The 25,967-nt window shown below is 60.5% G+C and carries 27 protein-coding genes; 18 read left to right on the plus strand and 9 right to left on the minus strand.

What is annotated here, in order from left to right; genetic code table 11:
- Positions 1-105: 105 nt before the first annotated feature.
- A complete protein-coding gene (gene pssA / locus G113_RS00445; RefSeq protein ID WP_005890782.1) occupies positions 106-1,455 on the minus strand; it encodes a CDP-diacylglycerol--serine O-phosphatidyltransferase in 1,350 nt (449 codons plus the stop codon).
- A gap of 147 nt (positions 1,456-1,602) precedes the next feature.
- Positions 1,603-2,943, minus strand: coding sequence for a gluconate transporter (gene gntU / locus G113_RS00450; RefSeq protein ID WP_005890784.1), 1,341 nt, complete (start codon positions 2,941-2,943; stop codon positions 1,603-1,605).
- A 245-nt stretch (positions 2,944-3,188) separates the two neighbouring features.
- On the opposite strand from gntU, the gene G113_RS00455 reads away from it, so the two are divergent.
- From G113_RS00455 to G113_RS00465, 3 genes are read left to right on the plus strand one after another with little or no spacing between them, the layout of a single operon-like run.
- A complete protein-coding gene (locus G113_RS00455) occupies positions 3,189-3,698 on the plus strand; it encodes a gluconokinase (protein WP_005890787.1) in 510 nt (169 codons plus the stop codon).
- Entirely contained in the window at positions 3,695-5,491 is a 1,797-nt protein-coding gene (gene edd / locus G113_RS00460; RefSeq protein ID WP_005890790.1) for a phosphogluconate dehydratase, read from the plus strand. Before G113_RS00455 ends, edd begins: the two co-directional genes overlap by 4 nt.
- 25 nt (positions 5,492-5,516) lie before the next feature.
- Positions 5,517-6,158, plus strand: a complete 642-nt coding sequence (locus G113_RS00465) for a bifunctional 4-hydroxy-2-oxoglutarate aldolase/2-dehydro-3-deoxy-phosphogluconate aldolase (RefSeq protein ID WP_005890793.1) — start codon at positions 5,517-5,519, stop codon at positions 6,156-6,158.
- Between the two features lie 140 nt (positions 6,159-6,298).
- On the opposite strand, the gene G113_RS00470 is transcribed toward G113_RS00465, so the two are convergent.
- A complete protein-coding gene (locus G113_RS00470) occupies positions 6,299-7,306 on the minus strand; it encodes a substrate-binding domain-containing protein (protein WP_005890796.1) in 1,008 nt (335 codons plus the stop codon).
- An 87-nt stretch (positions 7,307-7,393) separates the two neighbouring features.
- On the opposite strand from G113_RS00470, the gene G113_RS00475 reads away from it, so the two are divergent.
- Positions 7,394-8,044 (plus strand): Qnr family pentapeptide repeat protein, encoded by a 651-nt coding sequence (locus G113_RS00475; RefSeq protein ID WP_005890799.1) that lies wholly within the window; start codon positions 7,394-7,396, stop codon positions 8,042-8,044.
- A gap of 109 nt (positions 8,045-8,153) precedes the next feature.
- Here G113_RS00475 and G113_RS00480 read toward each other — a convergent pair whose 3' ends face one another.
- Positions 8,154-9,548, minus strand: a complete 1,395-nt coding sequence (locus G113_RS00480; protein WP_005890802.1) for a peptidoglycan DD-metalloendopeptidase family protein — start codon at positions 9,546-9,548, stop codon at positions 8,154-8,156.
- 9 nt (positions 9,549-9,557) lie between these two features.
- Positions 9,558-11,087, minus strand: coding sequence for a 2,3-bisphosphoglycerate-independent phosphoglycerate mutase (gene gpmM / locus G113_RS00485; RefSeq protein WP_005890805.1), 1,530 nt, complete (start codon positions 11,085-11,087; stop codon positions 9,558-9,560).
- 345 nt (positions 11,088-11,432) lie between these two features.
- Between gpmM and G113_RS00490 the strand changes: the two genes are divergently transcribed.
- From G113_RS00490 to gpsA, 3 genes are read left to right on the plus strand one after another with little or no spacing between them, the layout of a single operon-like run.
- Positions 11,433-11,864 (plus strand): rhodanese-like domain-containing protein, encoded by a 432-nt coding sequence (locus tag G113_RS00490; protein ID WP_005890807.1) that lies wholly within the window; start codon positions 11,433-11,435, stop codon positions 11,862-11,864.
- A gap of 43 nt (positions 11,865-11,907) precedes the next feature.
- Positions 11,908-12,378, plus strand: a complete 471-nt coding sequence (gene secB, locus G113_RS00495; RefSeq protein ID WP_005890810.1) for a protein-export chaperone SecB — start codon at positions 11,908-11,910, stop codon at positions 12,376-12,378.
- 3 nt (positions 12,379-12,381) lie between these two features.
- Entirely contained in the window at positions 12,382-13,386 is a 1,005-nt protein-coding gene (gpsA, locus tag G113_RS00500) for an NAD(P)H-dependent glycerol-3-phosphate dehydrogenase (RefSeq protein ID WP_005890812.1), read from the plus strand.
- 137 nt (positions 13,387-13,523) lie between these two features.
- On the opposite strand, the gene nfuA is transcribed toward gpsA, so the two are convergent.
- Both nfuA and G113_RS00510 read right to left on the minus strand, forming a co-directional pair.
- On the minus strand, positions 13,524-14,102 hold the full coding sequence (gene nfuA / locus G113_RS00505; protein WP_005890814.1) for a Fe-S biogenesis protein NfuA: 579 nt from the start codon (positions 14,100-14,102) through the stop codon (positions 13,524-13,526).
- Between the two features lie 178 nt (positions 14,103-14,280).
- Positions 14,281-14,997, minus strand: coding sequence for a ComF family protein (locus G113_RS00510; RefSeq protein WP_005890816.1), 717 nt, complete (start codon positions 14,995-14,997; stop codon positions 14,281-14,283).
- A gap of 32 nt (positions 14,998-15,029) precedes the next feature.
- Here G113_RS00510 and bioH point away from each other — a divergent pair, with 32 nt between their 5' ends.
- From bioH to G113_RS21425, 3 genes are all read left to right on the plus strand, one after another.
- The gene (bioH, locus tag G113_RS00515) at positions 15,030-15,815 is read left to right on the plus strand and encodes a pimeloyl-ACP methyl ester esterase BioH (RefSeq protein WP_005890818.1); all 786 of its coding nucleotides are present in this window, start codon (positions 15,030-15,032) and stop codon (positions 15,813-15,815) included.
- A 71-nt stretch (positions 15,816-15,886) separates the two neighbouring features.
- Positions 15,887-16,132, plus strand: a complete 246-nt coding sequence (locus G113_RS00520; protein ID WP_005890821.1) for a hypothetical protein — start codon at positions 15,887-15,889, stop codon at positions 16,130-16,132.
- A 37-nt stretch (positions 16,133-16,169) separates the two neighbouring features.
- The gene (locus G113_RS21425; RefSeq protein ID WP_005890824.1) at positions 16,170-16,718 is read left to right on the plus strand and encodes a hypothetical protein; all 549 of its coding nucleotides are present in this window, start codon (positions 16,170-16,172) and stop codon (positions 16,716-16,718) included.
- A 137-nt stretch (positions 16,719-16,855) separates the two neighbouring features.
- On the opposite strand, the gene G113_RS00530 is transcribed toward G113_RS21425, so the two are convergent.
- Positions 16,856-19,183, minus strand: a complete 2,328-nt coding sequence (locus G113_RS00530) for a Tex family protein (RefSeq protein WP_005890827.1) — start codon at positions 19,181-19,183, stop codon at positions 16,856-16,858.
- A 94-nt stretch (positions 19,184-19,277) separates the two neighbouring features.
- On the opposite strand from G113_RS00530, the gene greB reads away from it, so the two are divergent.
- The 3 genes from greB (at position 19,278) to envZ (ending at position 21,882) form a co-directional block, all read left to right on the plus strand.
- A complete protein-coding gene (gene greB, locus G113_RS00535) occupies positions 19,278-19,784 on the plus strand; it encodes a transcription elongation factor GreB (protein WP_005890829.1) in 507 nt (168 codons plus the stop codon).
- A 74-nt stretch (positions 19,785-19,858) separates the two neighbouring features.
- Positions 19,859-20,578 carry an osmolarity response regulator transcription factor OmpR gene (gene ompR / locus G113_RS00540; protein ID WP_005890831.1) on the plus strand — a complete coding sequence of 240 codons (720 nt, stop codon included), beginning with the start codon at positions 19,859-19,861 and terminating at the stop codon, positions 20,576-20,578.
- Positions 20,575-21,882: a two-component system sensor histidine kinase EnvZ gene (gene envZ / locus G113_RS00545; RefSeq protein ID WP_005890833.1), complete on the plus strand. Its 1,308-nt coding sequence runs from the start codon at positions 20,575-20,577 to the stop codon at positions 21,880-21,882. Before ompR ends, envZ begins: the two co-directional genes overlap by 4 nt.
- A 61-nt stretch (positions 21,883-21,943) precedes the next feature.
- Here the strand turns inward: envZ and G113_RS00550 are convergent, their stop codons facing one another.
- Complete coding sequence (locus G113_RS00550) at positions 21,944-22,858, minus strand: DMT family transporter (RefSeq protein WP_005890835.1); 915 nt, start codon at positions 22,856-22,858, stop codon at positions 21,944-21,946.
- Between the two features lie 377 nt (positions 22,859-23,235).
- Between G113_RS00550 and rpsJ the strand changes: the two genes are divergently transcribed.
- The 5 genes from rpsJ to rplB are packed head-to-tail and all read left to right on the plus strand — an operon-like array spanning position 23,236 to position 25,960.
- Positions 23,236-23,547, plus strand: coding sequence for a 30S ribosomal protein S10 (rpsJ, locus tag G113_RS00555; protein WP_005307944.1), 312 nt, complete (start codon positions 23,236-23,238; stop codon positions 23,545-23,547).
- A 21-nt stretch (positions 23,548-23,568) separates the two neighbouring features.
- The gene (rplC, locus tag G113_RS00560; RefSeq protein WP_005890879.1) at positions 23,569-24,201 is read left to right on the plus strand and encodes a 50S ribosomal protein L3; all 633 of its coding nucleotides are present in this window, start codon (positions 23,569-23,571) and stop codon (positions 24,199-24,201) included.
- Between the two features lie 17 nt (positions 24,202-24,218).
- Positions 24,219-24,824: a 50S ribosomal protein L4 gene (gene rplD, locus G113_RS00565; RefSeq protein WP_005890881.1), complete on the plus strand. Its 606-nt coding sequence runs from the start codon at positions 24,219-24,221 to the stop codon at positions 24,822-24,824.
- Complete coding sequence (gene rplW / locus G113_RS00570; RefSeq protein WP_005319747.1) at positions 24,821-25,123, plus strand: 50S ribosomal protein L23; 303 nt, start codon at positions 24,821-24,823, stop codon at positions 25,121-25,123. Before rplD ends, rplW begins: the two co-directional genes overlap by 4 nt.
- Positions 25,124-25,138: 15 nt before the next feature.
- The gene (rplB, locus tag G113_RS00575; protein WP_005890888.1) at positions 25,139-25,960 is read left to right on the plus strand and encodes a 50S ribosomal protein L2; all 822 of its coding nucleotides are present in this window, start codon (positions 25,139-25,141) and stop codon (positions 25,958-25,960) included.
- The last annotated feature ends 7 nt before the right edge of the window (positions 25,961-25,967 follow it).

Below are 25,967 nucleotides of genomic sequence, written 5' to 3' on the forward strand. Positions count from 1 at the left end.
AGGTTTCGGTGCAAGCCGCGTTGCAGCGACAAGTGGCCAGCCGCCATGACAAAGGCCTACCGAAAACGGCAGGCCTTTGGTGTTGGGCGCAGGATGGGCAGGGGATCAGATAATGCGTTTCAACAACAGGTGTGCCTTGACCCTGTGGATCCGGGCCAGCAGCTTGCGCACCTGTTCCGGGTAGTCCTTGGGCTCTTCCACCTGGCTGAAGTTGCCGATGCGGCTGGTATTGGCCAGGATGTTGGCCTTCTCGGCGGCAAACTGCTCGGCCAGCTGATGATCCCTGTCCTGGATCAGCAAGCCATTCTCAAGATCCAGTGCCCAGGCGCGGGGATTGAGGTTGTTGCCGGTGAGCAGGGCCCACTCCTCGTCGACGAAGATGCCCTTGAGGTGATAGGAGTTGCGCTCGTGGCGCCACAGCATGAGGTTGAGCCGCCCCGCATCGATGTGATGTTGATTGCGCTCGGCGAACTTGCGCAAATTGGTCTCATACAGATAGGGCAGACCGCCTATGGTGCTGAACTTCTCGCCCGGGGGGATGAAGAAGTCGTTGGCCGTCTTGTCACCCACCACGAAGGTCACCTTGCAACCCCGGTTGAGCAGGGACTCGATGTCCTTGTTCAGCTCCTTGGGCGGGTTGAAATAGGGGGTGCAGATAAAGATCTCCCGCTCGGTGGCGCGCACCAGATTGCGAATGGTGCGGTTGAGCAGGTTGTTGCGCTTGCCCAGACCCGTCAGCGGGGTGATGGCGATCTGCTGGGCATCGGCCTTGCTGGTATTGAAACGGTACTGGCTCTGGCGCAGGCTCATCTTGAAGCGGCGGATGGGGCCCTTGAGCTGCTTGGCTGTCGGGATCTTTGTCCTGTCGAGGCGCTGTACGGCAGGATTGGCGACGAACTGGTCATCCACGTAGTTGACCATGGCGCGGCACAGTTCGGTGCTCTCTATCTGGTGATAGCGGTCGAAGCGGTAACGCTCCTGCTGATGCAGATAGATGTCGTTCAGGCTGGCACCGGAATAGAGCAGGGTGTCGTCGAAGATGAAGCCCTTGAGATGCAGTACCCCCAGCAGCTCGCGCCCCTTGACCGGTACGCCGTAGGTCTCGATCTGGTGCGGATGCTGGGCAGCCATCTCCTGATACATCAGATGGTTGCCCCCCTGTTTGCCTTTGCCGATCAGGCCGCGCTGGGCACGGTGAAAGTCGACGAACAGCTTGATGTCGAGGGCGGGATTGCGCTGCTTGGCAGCGTAGAGGGCAGCCATGATTTCGCGGCCAGCCTCGTCATCTTGCAGATAGAGGGCGACCAGATAGATGCGTTGGCGGGCGTGCTGGATGAGCGAAAGGATCCGGCTCTTGAAATCCCGGGCACTGTAAAGTGTCTGGAACTGTTGTGCGGCGACGGCAATCTGGGGCAAGTTCGCCAGCAGGTGTCGATAATGGGCCGATGAATGCATAGAGAAACCTGATATCACTGAGTTAAGCGTTCCACTCGGGGCGACGAATAGGCGATTCTAGCAATCTCACCCCTTCAGCCAAAGCAACAATCATCAGAAAGGTGAAAAAGGCCTCAAGATGGAGGCCTTTTATTGACATGCTTGTGCTTAAAGCAGGCTGAAAATGATCATGGCAACCACGCCGCCCGTGGTGCCGATGATGGTCTCCATCAAGGTCCATGTCTGCAAGGTCTGCTTCTCGGTGAGCCCCAGATAACGGTTCGCCAACCAGAATCCGGAGTCGTTGACGTGGGACAACACGATGGAGCCGCCACCGATGGCGATGGTGATGGCGGCGAGCTGGGCACCGTTGAGCCCCAGGGGCTCCAGCATGGGCAGTACCAGGCCGCAGGCAGTCAGCATGGCGACGGTGGCTGAGCCCTGGATGACCCGCACTGCGGCGGCCAGTATGAAGGCCAGCGCGACGATGGGCAGACCCGATCCGGCCAGCATGTTGCCCAAGGCGGCCCCCACGCCGGAATCCACCAGCACCTGCTTGAAGACACCGCCAGCCCCGGTCACCAAGATGATGATACCGGCGGGCTGAAGGGCGCTTGAGCAGACGTTCATCACTTCGTCTCGGCTCATGCCGCGGCGCATTCCCAACAGATAGAAGGCGGCCAGGCAGGCGACCATGATGGCGGTGAAGGGGTGGCCGATGAACTCCAGCCAGTCATGGAGGCTGGAGCCTGCCTCGACGAAGCGGCTGACGATGGTCTTGAGGCCGATCAGCAGCAGCGGCAGGCCGATGAGACCCATCGCGAGGCCGAAGGAGGGCAGCTTGTCGCCGTGATCATGAATGCTGCTTTGGGCATCCAGCGGCAAGGGCACATCGACCAGCTTGCTGATGAAGCTGCCGAACAGGGGGCCGGCCAGGATCAGTGCAGGCACGGCGGCGATCAGCCCGAACAGTATCATGTAGCCAAAATCGGCCCCCAGCTGCGATGCCACCAGAATGGGGCCAGGTGCTGGAATGAGGAACGCCTGACAGGTGGCGATGCCGGCCAGCAGGGCGATACCAATTTTCACCACGCTGCCGCCGCCATGGCGGACGATGGCAAAGGCCACCCCGATCAGCAGCACCACGGCCACATCGAAGAACAGCGGCAGGGCACAGACGAAACCAGTCAGGGCGATGGCCCAGTTGGCCCTGTCCACCCCGAACTTGTTGAGCAGGGTATGGGCGATGCGATCCAGGGCACCGGTGACTTCCATCACCTTGCCAAACATGGCGCCAAGCGCAACCACCACGGCGACGAAGCCCAGGGTACCGCCCATGCCTTTTTGTATGGTGGCGGCGATGTCGGCCGGGTTCATACCAGCGGCGAGGCCAGCCACCATGGAGACCAAGATCAGTGAGACAACCGCGTGCAGGCGGGCCTTCATCACCAGGAAGAGCAGCAGCAGGATGGATCCCGCGGCCGTCATGATCAGGGAGAGGTCAGACATTCTTATGCGTTCCTTATACCAAGTTCAGTATCGACACCTTGCCGATCCATCGGCAGGCTATATGTGGTTGATTTATTTATGTATATAGCCAGGACTTAACTGCAGAAGTCCGGGTGTCTCTGGGTATGCTCAGTCTGTGGCAGACTTCACAATTCTCGTTGTTACCGGTAACATGTTACCGGTAACGTGGTAAGTTAGAACCCATCGACAGCACGTTTTTTGAAAAATGGGATAGAGGTCAAACAATGGCGGGTAAGAGCATTATCGTGATGGGCGTGTCCGGAAGCGGCAAGTCTACCGTGGGGGCCCAGGTGGCCGAAGCCTTGGGAGCCAAGTTCATCGATGGCGATGACTTGCACCCCAGAGCCAACATCCAGAAGATGGCCGGTGGCAACCCGCTCAACGATGAGGATCGTGCCCCCTGGCTGGAGCGGATCCGCGATGCGGCTTACAGCCTGGAGCAGAAGAACGAAGTGGGCATCATCGTCTGCTCCGCCCTCAAGCGCTGCTACCGTGATCAGATCCGCGAGGGCAATCAGGCGGTCAAGTTCCTGTTCCTCGACGGTGGTTACGATCTCATCCTGACCCGGATGAAGGCCCGCCATGGCCACTTCATGCGGGAGTCCATGTTACAAAGCCAATTCGATACCCTGGAGCGCCCGGACGGGGAAGTCGGAGTTCATCGTATCGACATAGACGGCAGCCTGGATCAGGTGATCGCACGCGCCGTTCACGCCCTGGAGGAAACAGCATGACCCATAAGGTAATCACCCAGGTCACGGCCCGGATCGAGGCGCGCAGCGCCAGCCGTCGTGAGCGCTTCCTGGCCCGCATCGCCCGTCAGGCCGAGCAAGGCAAGACCCGCGCCGCCCTGGCCTGCGGCAACCTGGCCCACGCCGTGGCCGCCTGCAGTACGGATGAGAAGGGGCGCATCCTCGACATGACTCGCGCCAATGTCGGCATCGTCACGGCCTACAACGACATGTTGAGCGCCCACCAACCCTATAAAGATTATCCGGACGAGATCAAGGCAACCCTGGCGGCCCTTGGCCACAGCGCCCAGGTCGCCGGCGGCGTGCCCGCCATGTGCGACGGCGTGACCCAGGGGCAGCCGGGGATGGACATGTCGCTCTTCTCCCGGGATCTCATCGCCCAGGCCACCGCCCTGTCGCTGTCCCACAATACCTTCGATGCGACCCTGCTGCTCGGCATCTGCGACAAGATAGCCCCGGGTCAGATCATGGGTGCCCTCTCCCACGCTCACTTGCCCACCGCCTTCGTGCCCGCCGGCCCCATGGCGAGCGGCATCAGCAACGATGACAAGGTCAAGGTGCGCCAGCAGTATGCCGCAGGCGAAGTGGGCCGTGAGGCGCTGCTGGAGATGGAGTGCGGCGCCTACCATGCGCCTGGTACTTGCACCTTCTACGGCACGGCCAATACCAACCAGCTGGTGTTCGAGGCCATGGGACTGATGTTGCCGGGCTCCGCCTTCGTCCATCCCCATAGCGAGTTGCGCCGCGCCCTCACCGCAGAGGCGGCTCGCCGCATCAGCGCCCTGATCCCGGGTTCGCCCGTCTACCGTCCGTTGAGCGAAGTGCTGGATGCCCGCACCCTGGTCAATGGTCTGGTCGCTCTGCTCGCCTCCGGAGGCAGCTCCAACCACAGCATTCATATGGTGGCTCTGGCCCGCGCCGCGGGTCTGGTGCTGACCTGGGATGATTTGAGCGATCTCTCCGATGTGGTGCCGCTGCTGGTTCGCATGTATCCCAATGGCCCGGCCGACGTGAACGCCTTCCAGCAGGCGGGTGCCGTGCCCGGCTTGATGCGCCGTCTGGCCGAGCTGGATCTGCTCAACATGGACGCCACCCCCACCTTCGGTACCCTGCAGGATCACCTCACCGCGCCACAGTTGAACGACGGCAAGTTGACCTGGCATCCGGTGGGCGAGAGCACTGACCCCAGCGTGCTGTCACCGACCGGCCAGGTGTTCCAGGCCAGTGGCGGCACCAAGGTGCTCGACGGAAATCTGGGGCGCGCCGTCATCAAGGTCTCCGCCGTGGCGCCCGAGTACCGTGTGGTCGAGGCACCGGCCCGGATCTTCTCTTCCCAATATGCCGTGGCCGCCGCCTATCAGGCGGGTGAGCTCAATGAGGATGCCATCATAGTAGTGCGTCACAATGGGCCTGCCGCCAACGGCATGCCCGAGTTGCACATGTTGATGCCTGTGCTCGGCAACTTGCAGAAGGCGGGATACAAGGTGGCGTTGGTCACGGATGGTCGCCTCTCCGGCGCCTCCGGCAAGATACCGGCCGCCATCCACGTCACGCCGGAGGCGCTGCATGGCGGCGCCATCGGCCTGTTGCAGGACGGCGATATGCTGCGTCTGGATGCAGAGACTGGCCGCCTTGACTGCCTGACCGAATTGACTGGCCGGACCCAGGCCGAGATTGATCTCACCCTTGAACAAGAGGGGTGGGGCCGTGAACTGTTCAGCGTGATGCGCCGCACCGTATCGAGCGCCGAGTGCGGCGCCACCATTTTCGAGTAATGACGAGCCGAATAAGGAAAAGACGATGAAAAATTGGAAATTGACCCCGGCCGAGGTGTTTGCCGCCTCTCCGCTGGTGCCTGTCATGGTCATTAACGAACTGGATCAGACTCTGCCCATGGCCAAGGCGCTGCTGGCAGGTGGTATCTCCGTGTTCGAGATCACCCTGCGTACCCCGGTGGCGCTGGAAGCCATCGCCCTGATAGCCAGGGAGATGCCGGAAGCCATGGTGGGGGCAGGGACAGTGCTCAATCCGGCGCAATTCGATGCCGCCGTGGCTGCCGGGGCCCGCTTCGTCATCTCCCCGGGCATGACACCGGCATTGCTGGCTCATGCAGCCAGCGGCACGGTGCCGCTGATCCCGGGGGTGGCCACCGCCTCCGAGGTGATGCAAGCACTGGAAGCGGGTTATGACCATCTCAAATTCTTCCCGGCCGAAGCCAACGGCGGCACCAAGGCACTCGCCGCCATCGCCGCGCCCCTGCCGCAGATCCGCTTCTGCCCCACAGGTGGCATTGGCCCGAACAACGTGGACGACTATCTGGCGCTCAAATGCGTCGCGACTGTCGGCGGCTCCTGGATGCTGCCAGCGGCAGCGGTCAAGAGTGGCAACTGGGAAGAGGTGACCCGGCTCTCCCTTGAGGCGGTCGCCTTGGTGACACGCTAAGCCGCAGTTGTTCAAGAGCCAATGTTCCCGGGTCCATGACGGCACCCACAAGCGAGGCCACCTTAGGGTGGCCTCGCTTGTTCTGGCTGTCGACGGCCACGCTTGGCCGGCACCTGCTGCGGGTGAGGAGGCGAAGGGGGTCAGCCCAGGCTTTCACCTTGATAGAGGGAGAAGCCGAGATCGATCCGGGTCTGGGGCACGGGGTTGCCAGCGAGCCTTGCCATCAGCAAGGTGGCGGCCTCGCGTCCTATGGCTTCACGGGGAGTAATGATACTGGCTAGGCTGGGGCTCATGGCGCGGCCAATGTCCAGGGCATTGCTGCCGGCGATGGCGAGCCGTTCCGGCACCGCTATGCCCAGCGCCTGGCAGCGCAACAGGGCCCCGACCGCGAGATCGTCGTTGGTGCAGTAAAGGCCATCGAGATCCGGGTACTCGGCCAGGACCTGATCCAGCAGCTCGCCCCCCAGGGTGAAGCTGGAGGCGCGCTCGGTCAGCAGGTGGCGACCGGGCAGATTAGCCTCCGCCATGGCCTGGTAATAACCCTCCATCCGCAGCCGGGTACGCACATCGAGCCGGGCTCCCAGGTAGATGGGGCGGCGGCGCCCTCGACTCAGCATCTCTGTTACCATGGCCCGGGCTGCGGCTCTGTGATCCATGCCGACCACCAGATCGATGGGCTGCTCCGGCAGATCCATGGTTTCCACCACGGGGATACCGGCGGTGGCTATCATCTTGCGGGTCCGGGTGGTGTGCAGGCTGTCCGACAGGATGAGGGCGTCCACATGGTAGGAGAGCAGGGAGGCCACCTGCTCCTCTTCCCGCTCAGGGCTGTAACCGTAGTGGGCCAGCAGCGTCTGATAGCCTGCGGGCCGGGTCACCGACTCTATGCCACGCACCAGGGCTGAGAACACCTGGTTGGAGAGGGAGGGTATCAGTATGCCGATGGCACGGCTGGTGGCGTTGGAGAGAATGTCCGGGGCCCGGTTGGGGATGTAGCCGAGCCGCTCGACGGCGGCGGCGATCCGCTCCCGGGTGGCGTCGGCCACGGCCTGGGGATCGCGCAGGTAGCGGCTCACCGTCATCTTGGTCACTCCGGTCAGATCGGCAATGTCCTGCAGGGTGGGGCGGCGTTTACGGCTGTCGTTCATGATGGGATCCCGGGATAATGTTACCTGTAACATTATCGTTTTTGCGCAAAAAAGTCAGCATATGACGCCGGTGAGAAGGAGAGAATCATGGTGAAGGGCAAGACCTTCCAGGGGCACAGGTTCGAGGCCGATGAGGTAGAGGGGGAACAATTCGAGCACTGTGTCTTCCTGGGGTGCAACTTTTCCTGGCTGGATCTGCGGGAGTGCCGCTTCGTGGAGTGTCGCTTCTACGACAGGGAGACGGAGCAGCACTGCCAGCTGCAGGGTTGCGATCTGCGGGAGGCCAGTTTTCTGCGTTGCGATCTGACCTTGGCGGATCTCAGCCGTAGCCAGTGCCTGGGATTGGCGATGCGCGACTGCCAAGCGGTGGGCATCAATCTGGCCCAGGCCAGCTTCGCCAACCAGATCACCCCCAAGAGTTACTTTTGCGAGGCTTATCTGACCGGCAACAACTTCAGCTTTGCCAATCTGGAGTCCTGTCTACTGGAGCGCTGTGAGCTAAGCAACAATCGCTGGCAGAACGCGAACCTGAGCGGCGCCTCCCTGGTGGGGTCGGATCTGAGCCATGGGGAGTTTGGCCAATTTGACTGGCAGAGCGTCAGGCTCACCGACTGCGACCTGCGTGGCTGCGACCTGCCCGGCCTGGATCTGCGCCGGGTTGATCTCAAGGGAGCCCAGATCAGTGAGTACCAGCAGCAGGGCCTGCTGGAGACCCTCGGCATTCAAGTGTTCCCCTGAGTCTCGCCATTCAGTCATTTTTCAACATTTCGCCCAGGCCTGCCTGGTGAGTGACCGACAACAAAGAGCCCGCAGTCGCGGGCTCTTTGTTGGTACGGATGCATCGATCTCAGCGACGAGCCAGCCACTTGCTAGGGTTGATCGCCTCGCCCTGGTAGCGGATCTCGAAGTAGAGGCCAGGTCTGTCCTGACCCCCGCTGTCGCCGACCAGGGCGACGGGTTCCCCCTGCTCCACTTTCTGGCCAGTCTGGCGTAGCAGCGACTGATTATGACCATATAGGCTCATGTAGCCCTTGCCGTGATCTATCACCAGCAGCATGCCGAAGCCGTCCAGCCAGTCCGCGTAGACCACCTGACCCGGTGCGACCGCCTTGACCTGGGTGCCTTCATTGGCCCCGATCAGGGTGCCTTTCCACTTGAGTTGAGCGGTGCGCTGGGAGCCGTAGGAGATGAGGATCGGGCCCTGTACCGGCCAGCGTAGATTGCCGCCGGTGCTGAGGCCGCCGTAGGCGCCAGTGCTTGCCTTGGCGCTGCTGCGTGCGGCGGCTTGCTGCTGTGCCACCTTGCTTTGTTGTGCGGCGACTTGCTGCTGCTGTGCGGCGAGCCGTTGCTGTTCGCCGACTTGCCGTTGTTGGGCCGCGCTCCGCTGTTGTTCTGCAATTCTTTTCTGTTCGGCGGCCAGGCGTTGCGCCTCCAGACGACGCTGGCGCTCCTGCTCGGCCTTGAGCTTGGCGAGACGTTCCCGCTCGGCCCGTTCCCGACGCTCTTGCTCTTCCCGCTTGCGTCTGAGTTCTTCGAGCTTGGCTTTGAGGGCATGTTCAGCCTTGACCAGTTTGTCGAGCTTCAGCTCATCGTTCTGAACCGATTGCTGTAGCTGGTTGCGCACCTTGGCGCGACTCTGCTGGCTGGCGAGCAGGGTCTGGTGATGCTCTTGTTGCTCGCCGAGCAGGCTTTGCAGTGCCTGTTCGGTCTGCTGGGTGGCTTGCTGGTTCTTGGCGAGCTTGGTACGGGTGGCGCGCAGGGCATCTATGGCCTCGATGCGGGCCTTGTTGAGGTAGTCGTAATAGTCGAGGGAGCGGCTGATCTTGGCCGGATCCTGCTGATTGAGCAGCAGCTTGAGATAGTCGTGATTACCGGCCTGGAAAGCGCTCTCGGCCTGTTTGGCCAGCAGTTGCTTCTGATGCTTGGCCTCTTGCTCCAACTGACTCTTGTTCTGTTGCAGTTTGACCAGTTTGCGCTGATTCTGCTGCAGTTGCCGCTTGGTTTCGTTGAGCTTGGCGGCCGCTGCGGAAATGGATTGCTCATCTTGCTTCAACTGGTTGTTGAGCTTGGCGAGTTCGCCCTTGCTGAGCTTGATGGTCTTGCGCTGATCCTTTATCTGGGACTGCATCTGACCGAGTTCGTTGGCCGCCGACACTGGGGCCGGGCCAAACGCAAAAAACAGCGCGCCTGCCAACAGGCAGACGCGACTGGTTTTGAGTGAAAAATATCCGCATCCCCGCATGGGGCAGGATTATTTCAGAATCATCAGGGGCTTGCCAGTCATTTCCGGCGGCACAGGCAGACCCATGAGGGTGAGCATGGTCGGGGCCAGATCGGACAATTTACCGTCTTGTGCCACTTCTGCCTTGCGGCCGAAATAGATGAGTGGAACCGGCAGGTTGGTGTGGGCGGTATGAGCCTGACCCGTCTCTTCGTCCAGCATTTTCTCGGCGTTGCCGTGGTCGGCGGTAATGAGGCATTCGCCGCCGACTTCAGCCAGGGCCTCGGTGACGCGGCCGATGCAGTGGTCAACGGCTTCACAGGCTTTGACTGCGGCATCGAACACGCCGGTGTGGCCGACCATGTCGCCATTGGGGTAGTTGCAGATGATGACATCGTACTTGCCGCTCTTGATGGCGCCGACCAGCTTGTCGGTCAGCTCTTCCGAGCTCATCTCCGGCTGCAGGTCATAGGTGGCCACTTTCGGGCTGGCGACGATCTCGCGATCCTCACCGGGGAAGCAAGCCTCTTCGCCACCGTTGAAGAAGAAGGTGACGTGGGCGTACTTCTCGGTTTCGGAGATGCGCAGCTGAGTCTTGCCCTGCTTGGCCAGCCATTCACCCAGGGTGTTGACCAGGGCGGTGGGCGGATAGGCGCAGACGGCTTTGATGTCGGCCGCGTATTCGGTCAGCATCACGAAGTTCAGGGCAGGGGTCGCTTCGCGGGCAAAGCCGGTGAAATCGCTATCGACGAAGGCGCGGGTGATTTCGCGGGCACGGTCAGCACGGAAGTTCATGAAGATCAGTGCATCGCCGTCTTGCATGGGAGCGGCTGCGCCAATGCGGGTGGCCTTGACGAACTCGTCGTTCTCGTCGCGGGCATAGGCGGCGGCCAGGGCGTCGCTGGCGTTGTCGGCGGTGAATTCGCCCTTGCCCTGTGTCATCAGGTCATAGGCTTGCTGCACGCGATCCCAACGGTTGTCGCGGTCCATGGCGAAGTAACGGCCGATCATGGAGGCGAAGCGGCCTTTGCCCAAGCGGGCAAAGAGGGCGTCGAACTGCTCGATGGAGGATTGGGCGGAACGCGGCGGTACGTCGCGGCCATCCAGGAAGGCGTGGAAGTAGATCTGCTCGGCGCCACGCTTGGCAGCCATTTCGATCATGCCCATGATGTGCTCTTCATGGCTATGTACGCCACCCGGAGACATCAGGCCCATGATGTGCACGGCTTTGCCGTTGCTGACGGCGCTGTCGACGGCCTTGCCCAGTTCAACATTGTTGAAGAAGGTGCCTTCGCTAATATCCTTGGAGATGCGGGTCAGCTCCTGATAGACGATGCGACCGGCACCAATGTTGACGTGGCCCACTTCGGAGTTGCCCATCTGGCCATCGGGCAGGCCCACATCCAGGCCGGAACCGGAAATCAGGGTGCTGGTATAGTCATGGGCCAGGCGGTCCAGATTCGGGGTCTTGGCGGCGGCAACGGCATTGTGCTCTTGCTTGGTGCTGTAGCCCCAACCGTCCATGATGACCAAAACCAGGGGTTTCTTCGCTGTTGACATAAAGCTATGTCCTCTCGGATAGGAATGAACTGGGGAATCGAAACTAGCGTAATATTACTACATCTGCCGAAATAGTCACCTGATCCCCAAGCGTCTCTCCCTCTTGGTTTTTCACTGTTACCGGGCCGTTTCGGCATGTTGTCAGCTTGTCTATCGAGGGTTATCTCGTTGCCGAAGATGGCCACCATGCCCCCATCATTGTCCGGATTCTGCTCCCTCGAGGGAGAGGTGGCCTGGCGCGGCGTCTTGATGGGAGCCCGCTCTCGCTTTGCCGCCAAGATGGCTGATCTTCACAGGGGGCCCATGTATACTCGGCCACTTGTCTCGGTCTTTGGATAGTAAAAGATGCAAGAGTATTTGGATTTTGCGACCCGCAACCCGCTGTTGTCGGCGGCGTGGTTGGGTCTGGCAGGCACCCTGATCTACACCACAGTGCGCGCTAGCCTCTCTCCGGTAAAAACGGTGAATAACCACGGTGCAACACTGCTTATCAACCGTGAGAATGCCATCGTGGTTGATACCCGCAGCCAGGACGAATATGCCAAGGGCCATCTGGCCGGTGCTCAACACCTGCCCGCCAGCCAGATCCAGGCCAATAATCTGGGCGCGGTTGAAAAGCATAAAGATGCCCCCATCATAGTGGTGTGCGAGTCGGGGATGACCGCTGGTGGCGCGGCCCGCCAGCTGAGCAAGGCCGGCTTCAAGCAGGTATATGTGCTCAGCGGTGGCATGGCCCAATGGCGTGCAGACAATCTGCCGGTGACCAAAAAACGCTGATTAAGGGCGTGCGCCCAACATTTTTATCAAAGGAATCAAAAGAATGGCTGACGAAATCAACAACCAGGAAGTACAACCTGAATTCCACATCCAGCGTGTCTACACCAAGGATGTCTCTTTCGAAGCGCCGAACACGCCGCACATCTTCCAGAAAGAGTGGCAACCGGACGTCAAGCTGGACATGGACACCAAGACCAGTGTCCTGGCTGACGGTGTTTACGAGGTTGTACTGACCCTGACCGTCACCTGCAAACTGGAAACCGAGACCGCCTTCCTGTGTGAAGTGCAGCAAGCCGGTATCTTCAGCATCGGCAACCTGCCTGAGCCACAGCTGGCACACTGCCTGGCCGCATTCTGCCCGAACATTCTGTTCCCTTATGCCCGCGAAGCCGTGGCCAACCTGGTCAGCAAGGGTTCCTTCCCGCAGCTGAACCTGGCTCCGGTCAACTTCGATGCCCTGTTTGCCCAGCATATGGCACAGGCTCAGGCGCAACAGGCAACAGCGGAAGCCTGATCAATGGCCGACCCGATCGCGATTTCGGTGTTGGGGGCGGGGTCCTATGGCTCCGCCCTTGCCATTTCTCTGGCCCGTAACGGTCATCCGACTCTGCTATGGGGCCATAATCCGGCTCATGTCGCCGTGCTGGAAGCCGATCGTTGCAACAAGGCCTTCCTGCCGGATGTGCCTTTCCCAGATATGCTGCAACTGAGTGCCAATCTGGAGCAGGCTGTGCAGGCCGCCCCCGTGTTGCTGCTGGTGGTGCCGAGCCATGTATTTGGCCAGGTGCTGACCGAGCTCAAACCCTTCCTGCGCCCCGATACCCGTATCGCCTGGGCCACCAAGGGGCTGGAGCCGGACAGCGGCCGCCTGTTGCAGGATGTGGCGCGGGAAGTGCTGGGAGATGCCATGCCGTTGGCGGTGATCTCGGGCCCTACCTTCGCCAAGGAGCTGGCCGCCGGGCTGCCGACAGCCATCTCGGTCGCCTCGACCCATGACGATTTTGCCGACGATCTCTCCCATCTGCTCCACTGTGGCCGTTCATTCCGGGTCTATACCAATCCGGACTTCATCGGTCTGCAACTGGGGGGGGCGGTCAAGAACGTCATCGCCATCGGTGCCGGTCTCTCGGACGGGCTTGGCTTTGGCGCCAACGCCAGAACCGCGCTCATCACTCGGGGTCTGGTCGAGATGCAGCGTCTGGGCGCTGCCCTGGGTGCCGATGCCAAGACCTTCATGGGGATGGCGGGGCTCGGCGATCTGGTGCTGACCTGTACCGACAACCAGTCCCGCAATCGCCGCTTCGGTTTGGCGCTCGGGGCCGGTAAAGAGGTGGATACCGCCATGGCCGAGATAGGTCAGGTCGTGGAAGGCTATCGCAACACAAAGGAAGTGCATCTGCTGGCGGCCCGTTATGGGGTCGAGATGCCCATCTGCGAGCAGATCTTCCAGGTGCTCTATCAGGGTCGGAATCCGAAAGAGGCTGCCATCGCCTTGCTCAGCCGTGACAAGCGCGACGAGTGATCTCTGGCTGAATCCTGATCATCCGGTAGTAAAAAGCCCCGCCAATTTGGCGGGGCTTTTTTCATCGTGGGCGCAGAGGGGGTTGTGCGCTTCACTTAATCACGGGCATGAACACAGGAGCATTCATGCCGTCGTTATCAATAGTAGGAGTGGTCGCCACGGCTGTGCTCGGTCGCATCTTTGACGCCGTTGAGCTCGCCCGGGAATTTCTCCAGCAACTGCTTCTCGATCCCCTCTTTCAGGGTGTAGTCGACCATGGAGCAGCCGTTGCAACCGCCGCCGAACTGCAAGATGGCCAGCTTGTCTTCGGTCAGTTCGACCAGGGTTACCTTGCCGCCGTGACCAGCCAGCATGGGATTGACCTCGGAGGTCAGCACATACTCGATGCGATCGATCAGGGGCGCATCATCGGCCACCTTGCGCATCTTGGCATTCGGCGCCTTGAGGGTGAGCTGGGAGCCCATCTGATCGGTGACGAAGTCGATGGTGGCATCAAGCAGGTAAGGGGCGCTCAGCGGATCGACCAGGCAGTCAAAGCCGCTGAAGGGGAGGTGTTGATCTTCCGGGTCCACCGCATCCGGTGGGCAGTAAGAGACGCCGCACTCGGCGTTCTGGGTTCCCGGATTGACCACAAACACCCGGATATTGGTGCCATCAGGCTGATTTTCCAGCAGCTTGCGGAAATGCGCCTGGGCGGTGTCGGAAATGCTGATCATCACTATCCTCATAAACCTGAGTGTACGACTAGGGTATTCATGATAACGCGGTTGCCGTCCCTTGGGTAGCGAGTGTTCAAGCCCCGGACACACAGAGATGGCACGCAGGATCTACACCTCAAGGCGACCTATGGCATTGTGATGTTGCTGCTGTTCCAGTTGGCTCACCGGGTCATGGCTACTTGAAATGGGGCAGGGTACGGCACAAGGCCCACACCTCGACTCTCTCAATCCCGCTCTGATGCAGCAGCCGGCTCAGCTGGCCCGCGGTCGCCCCCGTGGTGACCACGTCATCGAGCAGGGCGACATGCCGATAGGGATGGGGGTTGATGTGAAAGGCCCCTTTGAGATTGCGGCGGCGCTGGCCGGCACTGAGTTGAGTCTGCTGAGGGGTTGCCCGAATACGGTGAATGACCTGGGGGTCGAGGGGGATGCCGGTCAAACGGCTCAGACAGAGACCCAGCTGCTCTGCCTGATTGAAACCACGGCGCCACTGGCGCCACCAATGCAATGGCACAGGGATGATTGCCTCGGGGGGCTCCTCCAGAGTCAGATGATCCGCCAGCAGCCTGGCGAGCAGGGGGGGCAGCAGCAAGTCGCCACCATATTTCAGACGAGGGATAAGCCAGGGGTAGGGCGGCAGATAGTCCCCTATCACTTGCAGCCTCTCCCAGGGGGGTGGTCTGCGCTGGCAACGGCCACAGATAGGCCAGATACCTTCGAGAGGGGCGGCGCAGAGTTGGCAGCGATGCACGTGCTGGCGGAGGCTGACTCGACAGCAGTGGCAGAGCAGGGGGGCATGGTCACAGGGTTGCCGACAGAGCAGGCAGAGCCCGAGCCAGTCGGCCGGGGTGCCGAGGATCGGACTTGCTTTGGCGAGCAGGCGCTTTAACATGCGACCCCAATGAATTGATGTGAGGGAGTCTGATGAGCATAGTGGTGGAGCGCCTCGGCCAGGGGCCAGATCTGGTGTTGTTGCATGGTTGGGGCATGAATGGTGCCGTCTGGCATGGGATCGCGCCGCTGCTCAGCCCGCATTTTCGGTTGCATCTAATTGATTTGCCAGGCTTTGGTGCCAGTTCGCTGGCCGAGGGGGTAGACTACGACCTCAACTGGCTGGCTCGGCAGGTTGTCGCGGTATTACCGCCGCGTGCCCACCTGCTCGGTTGGTCGCTCGGTGGCCTGGTGGCGAGCCGCATTGCTCTCGATGAGCCGGATCGTGTTGCCTCCCTTATCACCGTTGCCAGCTCCCCTTGCTTTATGGCGCGAGAGGCGTGGCCCGGTATAGCCCCCAAGGTGCTGGAGGGGTTCATGGCGGCGCTTGGCGGCGATTTTCGCCAGACGGTGGAGCGCTTCCTCGCCATTCAGGCCATGGGTAGCGAACATGCCCGGGACGACATCCGCCAGTTGAAGCAGTGGTTGGCTGAACGGCCTGCGCCGCAGCTGGCCGCCCTCACTGCGGGGCTGACTATGCTGGCCGAGGTGGATTTGCGCGAGGAGCTGGCGCAGCTGGCACTGCCCTGGTTACGAGTCTATGGTCGCCTCGACTCCCTGGTGCCCAGGGCTGGCATTCCTCTGCTCGATGAACGTTATCCTCGCAGCGAGAGCCAGGTACTGAGCAAGGCATCCCATGCTCCCTTTATTTCCCACCCGGGCCCCTTCGTCACCGGCATCAGGGAGTGGCTCGCCATGGCGGGTGGCCGTGCTGATTAAAAATCGAGCGTCATGCTTTGATAATCCTGCGGGGCGGTGGATACTTAAGCCACTGTCAGGGAGATAGCACTATGCAAATTGATTCCGCCTTTACGACTGGCCTGCAGGGATATCAGCGGGCCGAGCAGAGGGTTGGCCAGGCAAGCGAGGCCATTGCCAGCGTCAATGGCGCGTCCCGTGAGTCAGGCGCGGCTCCGGTCGAAATCACCGACGAGCTGATCAATCTCAAGCTGGGTGAACTGGAGGCCGGCGCCTCGGCCAAGGTGATCCAGACGGCCAGCGACATGCTCGGCAGCCTGATCGACATTCGGGTCTAAGAGGCCTGCTCGGCCACCCTCGGGGTGGCCGAGCACTATGATGAGCCTCAACGTCACACTTCCCCCCAGTCTTCCCAATGCGCTGCAACCTCAGACGGAAGCGGCGCGCAGCGATAATCGCCGCGCCGAGCTGATCCCTCAAGCTCCCCAGGGGGCCGCCTCCGGGGGCAGCCAGAAATCGGCCAGCCAGCAGGATCATGAGAGGCAGGCTCACAGTCAGGGACCCATTCGAGAGTCTGTGGTGCGCGAGGGTATGGGTACCTTGTCCCCGGCACCGCATCCTGGACCACTGCGGGCCGATGAGGGTGGCCATCAGGCCGGTCAGGGGGGCAACCAGCAGGAGGCGCATCGGGAGCGTCATCAAGATGCTGGGCAGGCAGGGGATAAGAGGGGATCCAATACAGGGGCCTCAGCGTTTGATATAGGTGGAACTGGCTTGCAGCCCCGGGCTGTCCAGCATGCTTATCCCGGGATGCAAGGCGGGGTATTGAATGCCTATATGGAGCTGCGCAGCCAGGCCATAGCCCTGCGTTATCGCAGTGCCAGCAGACCCGCATCGCCCCAGCAATTTGATCTGAAAATCTGAACCCGCTGCCCCCTGATGGTTCTGTCAGCACCCAGGACTCGGCACTTCTGCATGGGATAGATGGCAGATGATGAGATCGGAAAAACAAAAAGCCCCTCGCGGGGCTTTTTGTTGCTGGGTGACATTCACCTGAGACGCTATTTTTTAGCCTTGGCAAAGGCGGCGGCAAAGGCGTTGCCGAAGGCGGCATTCTCGACCGGTTTACTCCCTTGCTGTGGGGGGCGAGCAGGTTTGGCAGCTTGCCCCCGGGGCGCAGCCTTGCCATCTGCATCGTTCCTGGGTTTGCGTCCTCCCTGATCACCGGCCTGCTGATCCAGACGCATGGTGAGGCTGATGCGCTTGCGGGGGGCATCCACTTCCAGCACCTTGACCCTCACCACGTCCCCTGTCTTGACTACCTCCCGGGGATCTTTGATGAAGCGATCGGTGAGGGAGCTGATATGAACCAAGCCATCCTGATGGACTCCGATGTCGACGAAGGCCCCGAAGTTGGTGACATTGGTGACCACCCCTTCCAGCACCATCTCGGGTTGCAGGTCGCTTATCTTCTCTATCCCCTCCTTGAAGGTGGCGGTCTTGAATTCGGGACGGGGATCCCTGCCCGGCTTGTCCAGCTCCTTGATGATGTCGGTGACGGTCGGTACCCCGAACTTGTCATCGACATAGTCGGCAGGTTTGAGACTGCGCAGCAGCGGACCGTTGCCGAGCAGGTCGTCTACCGCCTGCTTGAGCTGCGCCAGGATCCGCTCCACCACAGGGTAAGACTCAGGATGCACCGCCGAGCCATCGAGGGGGTGAGTGCCGCCACGAATGCGCAGGAAGCCCGCACACTGCTCGAACGCCTTGGGGCCGAGTCGACTCACCTTGAGCAACTGCTGGCGGCTCTTGAAGGCGCCATGTTCATCACGGTAAGTCACTATGTTCTGGGCCAGGGTCTGGGAGAGGCCGGAGACCCGGGTCAGCAACGGTACCGAGGCCGTGTTCACATCCACACCGACCGCGTTCACGCAATCCTCCACCACGGCATCGAGCTTGCGGGCGAGCTGGCTCTGACCGACATCATGCTGGTACTGGCCCACCCCTATGCTTTTGGGATCTATCTTGACCAGCTCGGCCAGGGGATCCTGCAGGCGGCGGGCGATGGAAACGGCGCCGCGGATGGACACATCCAGATCCGGAAACTCCTGGGAGGCTAGCTCGGAGGCGGAGTAGACGGAGGCGCCCGCCTCGCTGACTACGATGTGCTGAGCACGTGCCTCCGGGTAGCGTTTGAACAGTTCGGCCGTCAGGCGATCCGTCTCGCGGGAGGCGGTGCCATTGCCGATGCTGACCAGCTCTACCTTATGCTTGACGCAGAGGTCGCGCAGGGTGGCCAGGCTCTGCTCAACCTGCTTTCTCGGCTCGAAGGGATAGATAGTCGCGGTATCGACCAGTTTGCCGGTGGCATCGACCACGGCCACCTTGACCCCGGTGCGGATGCCGGGATCCAGCCCCATGGTACAGCGCATGCCGGCCGGTGCCGCCATCAACAGATCCTGGAGGTTCATGGCGAACACCTTGATCGCCTCTTCTTCGGCCTGTTCGCGGATCTGGCCGATGAGCTCGGTCTCCATCTGCAAGGAGAGTTTGATGCGCCAGGTCCAACTCACCACCCCTTGCAGCCACTTGTCGGCGGGACGGCCCTCGGCCTTGACGCCGACCTGGTGGGCGATGATGCCTTCGCAGGGGTGGCTGGCTTCCTCTTCGCCGACGATCAGTGCCAGGTTGAGCATGCCCTCGTTGCGGCCGCGCAACATGGCCAATACCCGGTGGGAGGGGGCCTTGTGCAGGGGCTCGTCATGTGCGAAGTAGTCCTTGAACTTGGCTCCCTCTTGCTCCTTGCCCTCGATCAGCCGGGCACGCAGGATTGCGTTGTGCCAGAGGTAATCGCGCAGTCGTGCGAGCAGGGGCGCTTGCTCCGCAAAGCGTTCCATCAAGATGTAGCGGGCGCCATCGAGGGCAGCCTTGGTATCGGCGATGCCCGCCTCGACCTTGACGAAGGTGGCGGCCTCCTGTTCTGGGTCCAGATTGGGATTGGCGAACAGGCGCTCGGCCAGGGGCTCAAGACCGGCTTCTATGGCCATTTGTCCTTTGGTGCGGCGTTTGGGTTTGTAGGGCAGGTAGAGATCTTCGAGGCGGGTCTTGGTGTCGGCCTCGCCCAGGGCGCGGGCCAGTTCCGGGGTCAGCTTGCCCTGTTCCTGCACGGAGTTGAGAATCACCTGGCGCCTCTCTTCGAGCTCACGCAGGTAGCCGAGTCGGGTCTCCAGGGTGCGCAATTGGCTATCATCCAGTCCTTCGGTGACCTCCTTGCGGTAGCGAGCGATGAAAGGCACGGTTGCCCCTTCGTCCAGCAGGCGGATGGCGGCATGTACCTGCTGTGGGCGGGCATTGAGTTCGGCGGCTATCTGTCGTTCTATGGTCTGCATCTGTGCTCTGGGTCTCCATGGTCACTGGCTGGCGGCTCGCGAGCCTACCCCGCGCGGGGTTAGAATAGAACCCAAGTGGCGAGGACATGTAAAGATGAAAAAAAGCGATTATATCACCCGCGAAGGGTGGCTCGAACTGGATCGGGAATTCAAGACCCTGTGGAAGGAGGAGCGCCCCAGGGTGACGCAGGCGGTGTCGGAGGCCGCGGCGCTCGGTGACAGATCCGAGAATGCCGAATACATCTATGGCAAGAAGCGGCTGCGTGAGATTGATCGGCGGCTGCGTTTTCTCGGCAAGCGGCTCGACGCGCTCACCATAGTGGATCCCAGCCCTCAGCAGGAGGGGCGAGTCTTCTTCGGCGCCTGGGTTGAGCTGGAAGATGAAGCCGGTCAGCGGGTGCGCTACCGATTGGTGGGACCTGATGAATTTAACCTGTCTGAAGGCAAGCTCAGCGTGGATTCCCCTCTGGCGCGGGCCCTGCTCAAGAAGCAGGTCGATGACGAGGTGGAGGTGAGCACGCCATCTGGATTGCAGTTCTGGTATATCAACGAGATCCGTTACAGCCCCTTCGAGGCGCGGGGGAGGACCCCCAAGCAATAACCGGTAACACTTTTCGTCTTGGCCGGGGCAGGGCAAGCGCCTAGGATGACCCTTCATGGGTAAGGAGAGGCAAAATGAGTCAGCAATACAAGGTGCTGGTGGTCGATGACGATCTCAAGCTGAGGGCCCTGCTGGAGCGGTATCTGAGCGAGCAGGGCTTCGGGGTGCGCGGCGTCGCCAATGGCGAACAGGCCGATCGCCTGCTGGCGCGGGAGAACTTCAGCCTGATGGTGCTCGACCTCATGTTGCCCGGCGAGGATGGACTCTCCATCTGTCGCCGCCTGCGTGAAGCGGGTAACCAGATCCCGGTATTGATGCTCACCGCCAAGGGGGACGAGGTCGATCGCATCGTCGGTCTGGAGATGGGCGCTGATGACTACCTGCCCAAACCATTCAATCCGCGGGAACTGCTGGCCCGGATCCGCGCCGTGCTGCGCCGCCATCAGGTGGAGCTGCCGGGGGCGCCTTCCGCCACCGAGAAGGTGGTGAGCTTTGGCGCCTATCGCCTCGATCTCGCCACCCGGGAGCTGACCCGGGACCATGAGCCCCTCTCTCTGACCAGCGGCGAGTTCGCCGTGCTCAAGGTATTGGTGAGCCATCCCCGTGAACCTCTCTCCCGCGACAAGTTGATGAACCTGGCCCGCGGCCGGGAGTACACGGCGACCGAGCGCAGCATCGATGTGCAGGTGTCGCGCCTGCGTCGCTTGCTGGAGCAGGATCCGGCCCAGCCCAGATACCTGCAGACCGTCTGGGGCCTGGGTTATGTGTTCGTGCCGGACGGGGAGAGCCGATGAGACGCGCGACCAGCATGTTCTCCCGCACCCTCTGGTTTCTGGCCTCGGTGCTGGTGGTCTATCAGCTGGTCTCGTACGTTGCCTTCTACAACTATCTGCTGGAGCCCACGGTCAAGCAGATCAGCCACCTGCTGGCCAATCAGGTCAAACTCATCTTCCCCGCCCAACGGGATGGCATGCTGCCCGACGAGGCGGAGGCCCTGGTTTACTTGGCCACAGGCATCGATATCTACAGTCAGGGCGAGGCGGAACAGCACGGCCTCAAGACGGCAAAACGCTACCAATACCTGGAAGAGGGGATCAGCGAAGAGCTGGGCGGGGCGGCCAAGGTGCGGGTGGAGATCCAGGATCACTACATCATCTGGATCCAGCCACCCCAGGCCAGCACCATCTGGCTGCGGGTGCCGCTTACCGAGATCGATGATGACGATATCCAGCCCTTGATGTTTTACCTGAGTGTGCTGCTGGTGGTGACCCTGTTTGCCGCCTGGCGCTTTGCCCGTCAACTGATGCGCCCCCTCGAGGAGCTGGAGGCGGGGGCCATTGCCGTCGCTCGGGGTCAGTTTCCCGACGCCCTGAACGAGCAGGGGTCACGGGAGCTGAGGCGATTGACCCGCAGCTTCAACCACATGTCCCACTCCATCAAGGAGCTGATCGAAGAGCGTAACCTGATGATGGCCGGCGTCTCCCACGACTTGCGCACGCCGCTCACCCGCATCCGCCTCGCCACCGAGATGATGTCGTCCCGGGAGGAGGGGCTCAAGGAGAGCATCAACGCCGACATTGATGAAACCAACGCCATTATCGATCAGTTTATCGACTACATACGGCCAGCTGGCAGTGTGGAGACCAGGCCCATCGACCTGACCCAGCTGATCCACGATGTACTGCTGCTACAAGGGGAGCAGGACCTGGAGCTGGAGCTGGCCTTGCCGCCCGAGGCCGTACTGGTGGAGTGCCACCCCCTCGGCCTGCGGCGGGTGCTCAACAACCTGTGCGGCAACGCCCAGCGCTATGGCGCCCGCCGGGTGCAGGCGGAGTTGAGGGACGATGGTCACTGGGTCCGGCTGCGGATCTCGGATGATGGCCCCGGCATACCGGAGGCAGATTATCAGCGGGTACTCAGACCCTTCACCCAGGGCAATCAGGCGCGCACCGGCGGAGGCAGCGGCCTGGGGCTCGCCATCGTCGCCAAGATAGTGGCTCAGCACCATGGCACCCTGCGGCTCGGCGTCTCGGATTGGAACGGCCTGCTGGTCGAGATCCGCTTGCCCAAACAGCAGCCACTGGAGTGGGTCGACTAAATGGAGTCCTTCCAAATATACAAGGGGGCCAATGGCCCCCTTGTGTTATCCGGTCTCTTGCTCAGGCATCTGGCGTTATCTGGTTACGGTAGCGTTTGCCGTATTTGAGCTGCTGCACCAGCAAGGCGATGACGATAAGAGCCAAGCCTATGGGAGTGGCCGGGTGTATCTCCTCGCCGAGGAGCAGGTTGAGCAGGATCAGCGAGGCGAAGGGAGAGATGAAGATAAGGTTGCTGAGTGGCGCCGTATCCGTGGCACTGCGCATGGCCATCAACCAGAGCACGAAGCCAAAACCCATCTCGAACAGCCCGACATAGATGGCGCCAGCCCACCCTTGCCAGGCCGTCATCTGAAAATCGGCCAGCCACCAGGTGGCCACCAGAATGAGCGGCAGGCTGAGCAGAAAGCCGAGCAGCAGGCTGACGATGGGATCCCCCTGATTACGGGTGTTGAGGATCCAGTAGCTCGCCCAGATCAGCGTAGAGAGCAATGCCAGCCCCACGCCAAGCGGACTGTCGAACTGCAGGCCGAGCACATCCCCCTTGGTGGCGATCACCAGGGCACCGAAGTAGCCGAGTAGTATGGCCACCCCATCCCGGCGGCGCAGTTTCTGGCCGAGGAAGGGCACGGCCAGCAGACTCAAGCTGATGGCCCAGGTGTAGTTGATCGTCTGCGCCTGTTGCGCCGGCAGTAGGTCATAGGCTTTGAACAGCAGCAGGTAATAGAGAAAAGGGTTGAGGGTGCCCAGGGCCAGATAGTAACGCGGACGCTCCTTCAGGTACTGGCGCAGCAGCGGCAACTTGCCCTGTTTGATCACCAGGGAACCCAGGGCCAGGGTCGAGGTGAGGGCGGCGACCAGCAGCAGTTGTACTGGCTCGAAATAGCGCAGTGACAGCTTGAAGGCGGTGGCAACCGTAGACCAGAGCGCCACGGCGCACAGGCCGTATTGATAGGCTCTCTTCTGATTTTTCAACATACTGCAGATCCTTGCATGACCAGCTGAAGGGGCAATTGGCCCCGCAGTCTAGCAGGCTGAGCCTGGCACTGTCGTTGACTGGATGGGGCGGGTGGCAGTCCGGCGGTCCGGGCCCCTGAGCGGAACAGAGTCGAGTAAAAATCGTGCACTATCTGCACGGCGCAGCTTGCGCCAATTGAAAATATCCGTATAATTCCCCCCGCTTACCCATGAGGTAAGCCAGACGATATGTCTGCATGCTGAGCTTCCCGTTTACGAGTCGCCAGCCTTACAGTCCTCCCGATATGGGGGGAAACGTGAAAAATCACACCTCTGGCGGGATAATTCCCGGTCGGGCGGTGTTGGTTTATGTTCTTTTATCTATTGGAGCTCTGTCAATGCAGAACCAAAGAATCCGTATTCGCCTGAAGGCTTTTGATCATCGTCTGATAGATCAGTCCACAGCGGAAATCGTTGAAACTGCAAAGCGCACTGGCGCGCAGGTTCGCGGTCCTATCCCGCTGCCGACTCGCAAAGAGCGCTTCACCGTCCTGATCTCCCCGCACGTCAACAAAGATGCGCGCGATCAGTACGAGATCCGCACTCACAAGCGTCTGGTAGACATCGTTGAGCCGACTGACAAGACCGTAGACGCCCTGATGCGTCTGGATCTGGCAGCCGGTGTAGACGTCCAGATCAGCCTGGGCTAATTACGGAAAGGATTGATAACAATGACAATCGGTCTTGTAGGTCGCAAAGTGGGTATGACTCGCATCTTCACTGAAGATGGCGTTTCTATCCCGGTGACTGTTATCGAAGTTGAAGCTAACCGTGTAACTCAGGTCAAATCTGTAGAAACCGATGGCTACAACGCTATTCAGGTTACCACTGGCGCCAAAAAAGCCAGCCGTGTAACTAAGCCGGAAGCGGGCCACTTCGCCAAAGCTGGTGTCGAAGCCGGTCGTGGTCTGTGGGAATTCCGTCTGAACAACGGTGAAGTATTCACTGTTGGCGGCGAGTTGAAAGTAGATCTTTTCGCTGACGTTAAGCTGGTAGATGTTACCGGCACATCCAAGGGTAAAGGTTTTGCCGGTACTGTTAAGCGCTGGAACTTCCGCACCCAGGATATGACCCACGGTAACTCCTTGTCTCACCGCGCTCCGGGTTCTATCGGTCAGAACCAATCCCCGGGTAAGGTATTCAAGGGCAAAAAGATGGCTGGTCACATGGGAGCTGAGCGTGTAACGACTCAGAACCTGGAACTGGTTCGTGTTGACGCTGAACGCAACCTGCTGCTCATCAAAGGTGCAGTACCGGGTGCTACCAACGGCAACGTGATCGTCAAACCTGCCGTTAAAGCGTAACGTCTGAGGAGATAGTAATGGAATTGGTAATGAAAGACGCCAAGAGCGCTCTTGAAGTTTCCGAGACTACCTTCGGGCGCGAATTCAACGAAGCTCTGGTTCACCAGGTCGTCGTTGCATATGCCGCAGGTGCCCGTCAGGGTACTCGTGCGCAGCTGACTCGCTCTGAAGTGTCTGGTGGCGGCAAAAAGCCGTGGCGTCAGAAGGGTACTGGTCGTGCCCGTGCTGGCTCCATCCGTTCGCCTATTTGGCGTTCCGGTGGTGTGACTTTTGCTGCTAAGCCGCAAGATCACAGCCAAAAAGTAAACAAGAAGATGTACCGCGGCGCTATCCGTAGCATCCTGTCCGAACTGGTACGTCAAGAGCGCCTGATCGTTGTCGAGAAATTCGGCATCGAAGCGCCAAAGACCAAAGAACTGATCGCCAAGCTGAAAGAGATGGAACTGAAAGACGTTCTGATCGTGACTGCTGAAGTCGATGAGAACCTGTTCCTCGCCGCTCGCAACCTGTACAAGGTCGATGTGCGTGACGTAGCCGGTATCGACCCCGTCAGCTTGATCGCTTTCGACAAGGTTCTGATGACTGCTGATGCAGTTAAGCAAATCGAGGAGATGCTGGCATGATCCGCGAAGAGCGTCTGTTGAAAGTTCTGAAGGCTCCGCATATCTCTGAAAAGAGCACCATGGTCGCCGAGAAGCAGAACACTATCGTGTTCAAAATTGCTGTCGACGCCACCAAGGCGGAAGTCAAAGCTGCAGTTGCGAAACTGTTCGAGGTCGAAGTTGAGACCGTCCGTACCCTGAACATGAAGGGTAAGACCAAGCGCTCAGGTGCGCGTGTAGGCCGTCGTTCCGATTGGAAAAAGGCTTATGTGACCCTGAAAGCTGGTCAGGACATCGACTTCATGGGCGCAGCCGAGTAAGAGGAGTTCTGAAAAATGGCAATCGTTAAGTGCAAGCCTACTTCTCCGGGCCGCCGCCACGTCGTTAAGATCGTCAACCAAGAGCTGTACAAGGGTAAGCCCTTTGCCGCTCTGCTGGACAGCAAAAGCAAGTCCGGTGGTCGTAACAACAACGGTCGTATCACTACCCGTCATATCGGTGGTGGTCACAAGCAGCATTACCGTATCGTCGACTTCAAGCGCGACAAAGACGGCATTCCTGCCAAAGTAGAGCGTCTGGAATACGATCCTAACCGTACCGCTAACATCGCCCTGGTGTTGTATGCAGACGGTGAGCGTCGTTACATCCTGGCCCCGAAAGGCCTGAAAGCTGGCGATCCGATCGCTTCTGGTGCTGATGCAGCCATCAAGGTAGGTAACGCCCTGCCGATGCGCAACATCCCGGTAGGTTCTACCGTTCACGCCGTTGAGATGAAGCCTGGTAAAGGTGCCCAGCTGGCTCGTTCCGCTGGTACTTTCATCCAGATCCTGGCTCGTGAAGGTAACTATGTAACTCTGCGTCTGCGTTCCGGCGAAGTACGTAAAGTTCTGTCCGAGTGCCGCGCCACTATCGGCGAAGTGGGTAACTCCGAGCACATGTTGCGTCAACTGGGTAAAGCCGGTGCCAACCGCTGGCGTGGTATTCGTCCGACCGTTCGCGGTATGGCGATGAACCCGGTCGATCACCCGCACGGTGGTGGTGAAGGTCGTAACAAGGGCATGCAGCCTGTGTCCCCTTGGGGCCAGAAGGCTAAGGGCTTCAAGACCCGTAAGAACAAGCGTACCGACAAGTACATCGTACGTCGTCGTAACAAGTAATTGTTAA

This window comes from Aeromonas molluscorum 848 (assembly GCF_000388115.1).
GTDB classification, from domain to species: Bacteria; Pseudomonadota; Gammaproteobacteria; order Enterobacterales; family Aeromonadaceae; genus Aeromonas; species Aeromonas molluscorum.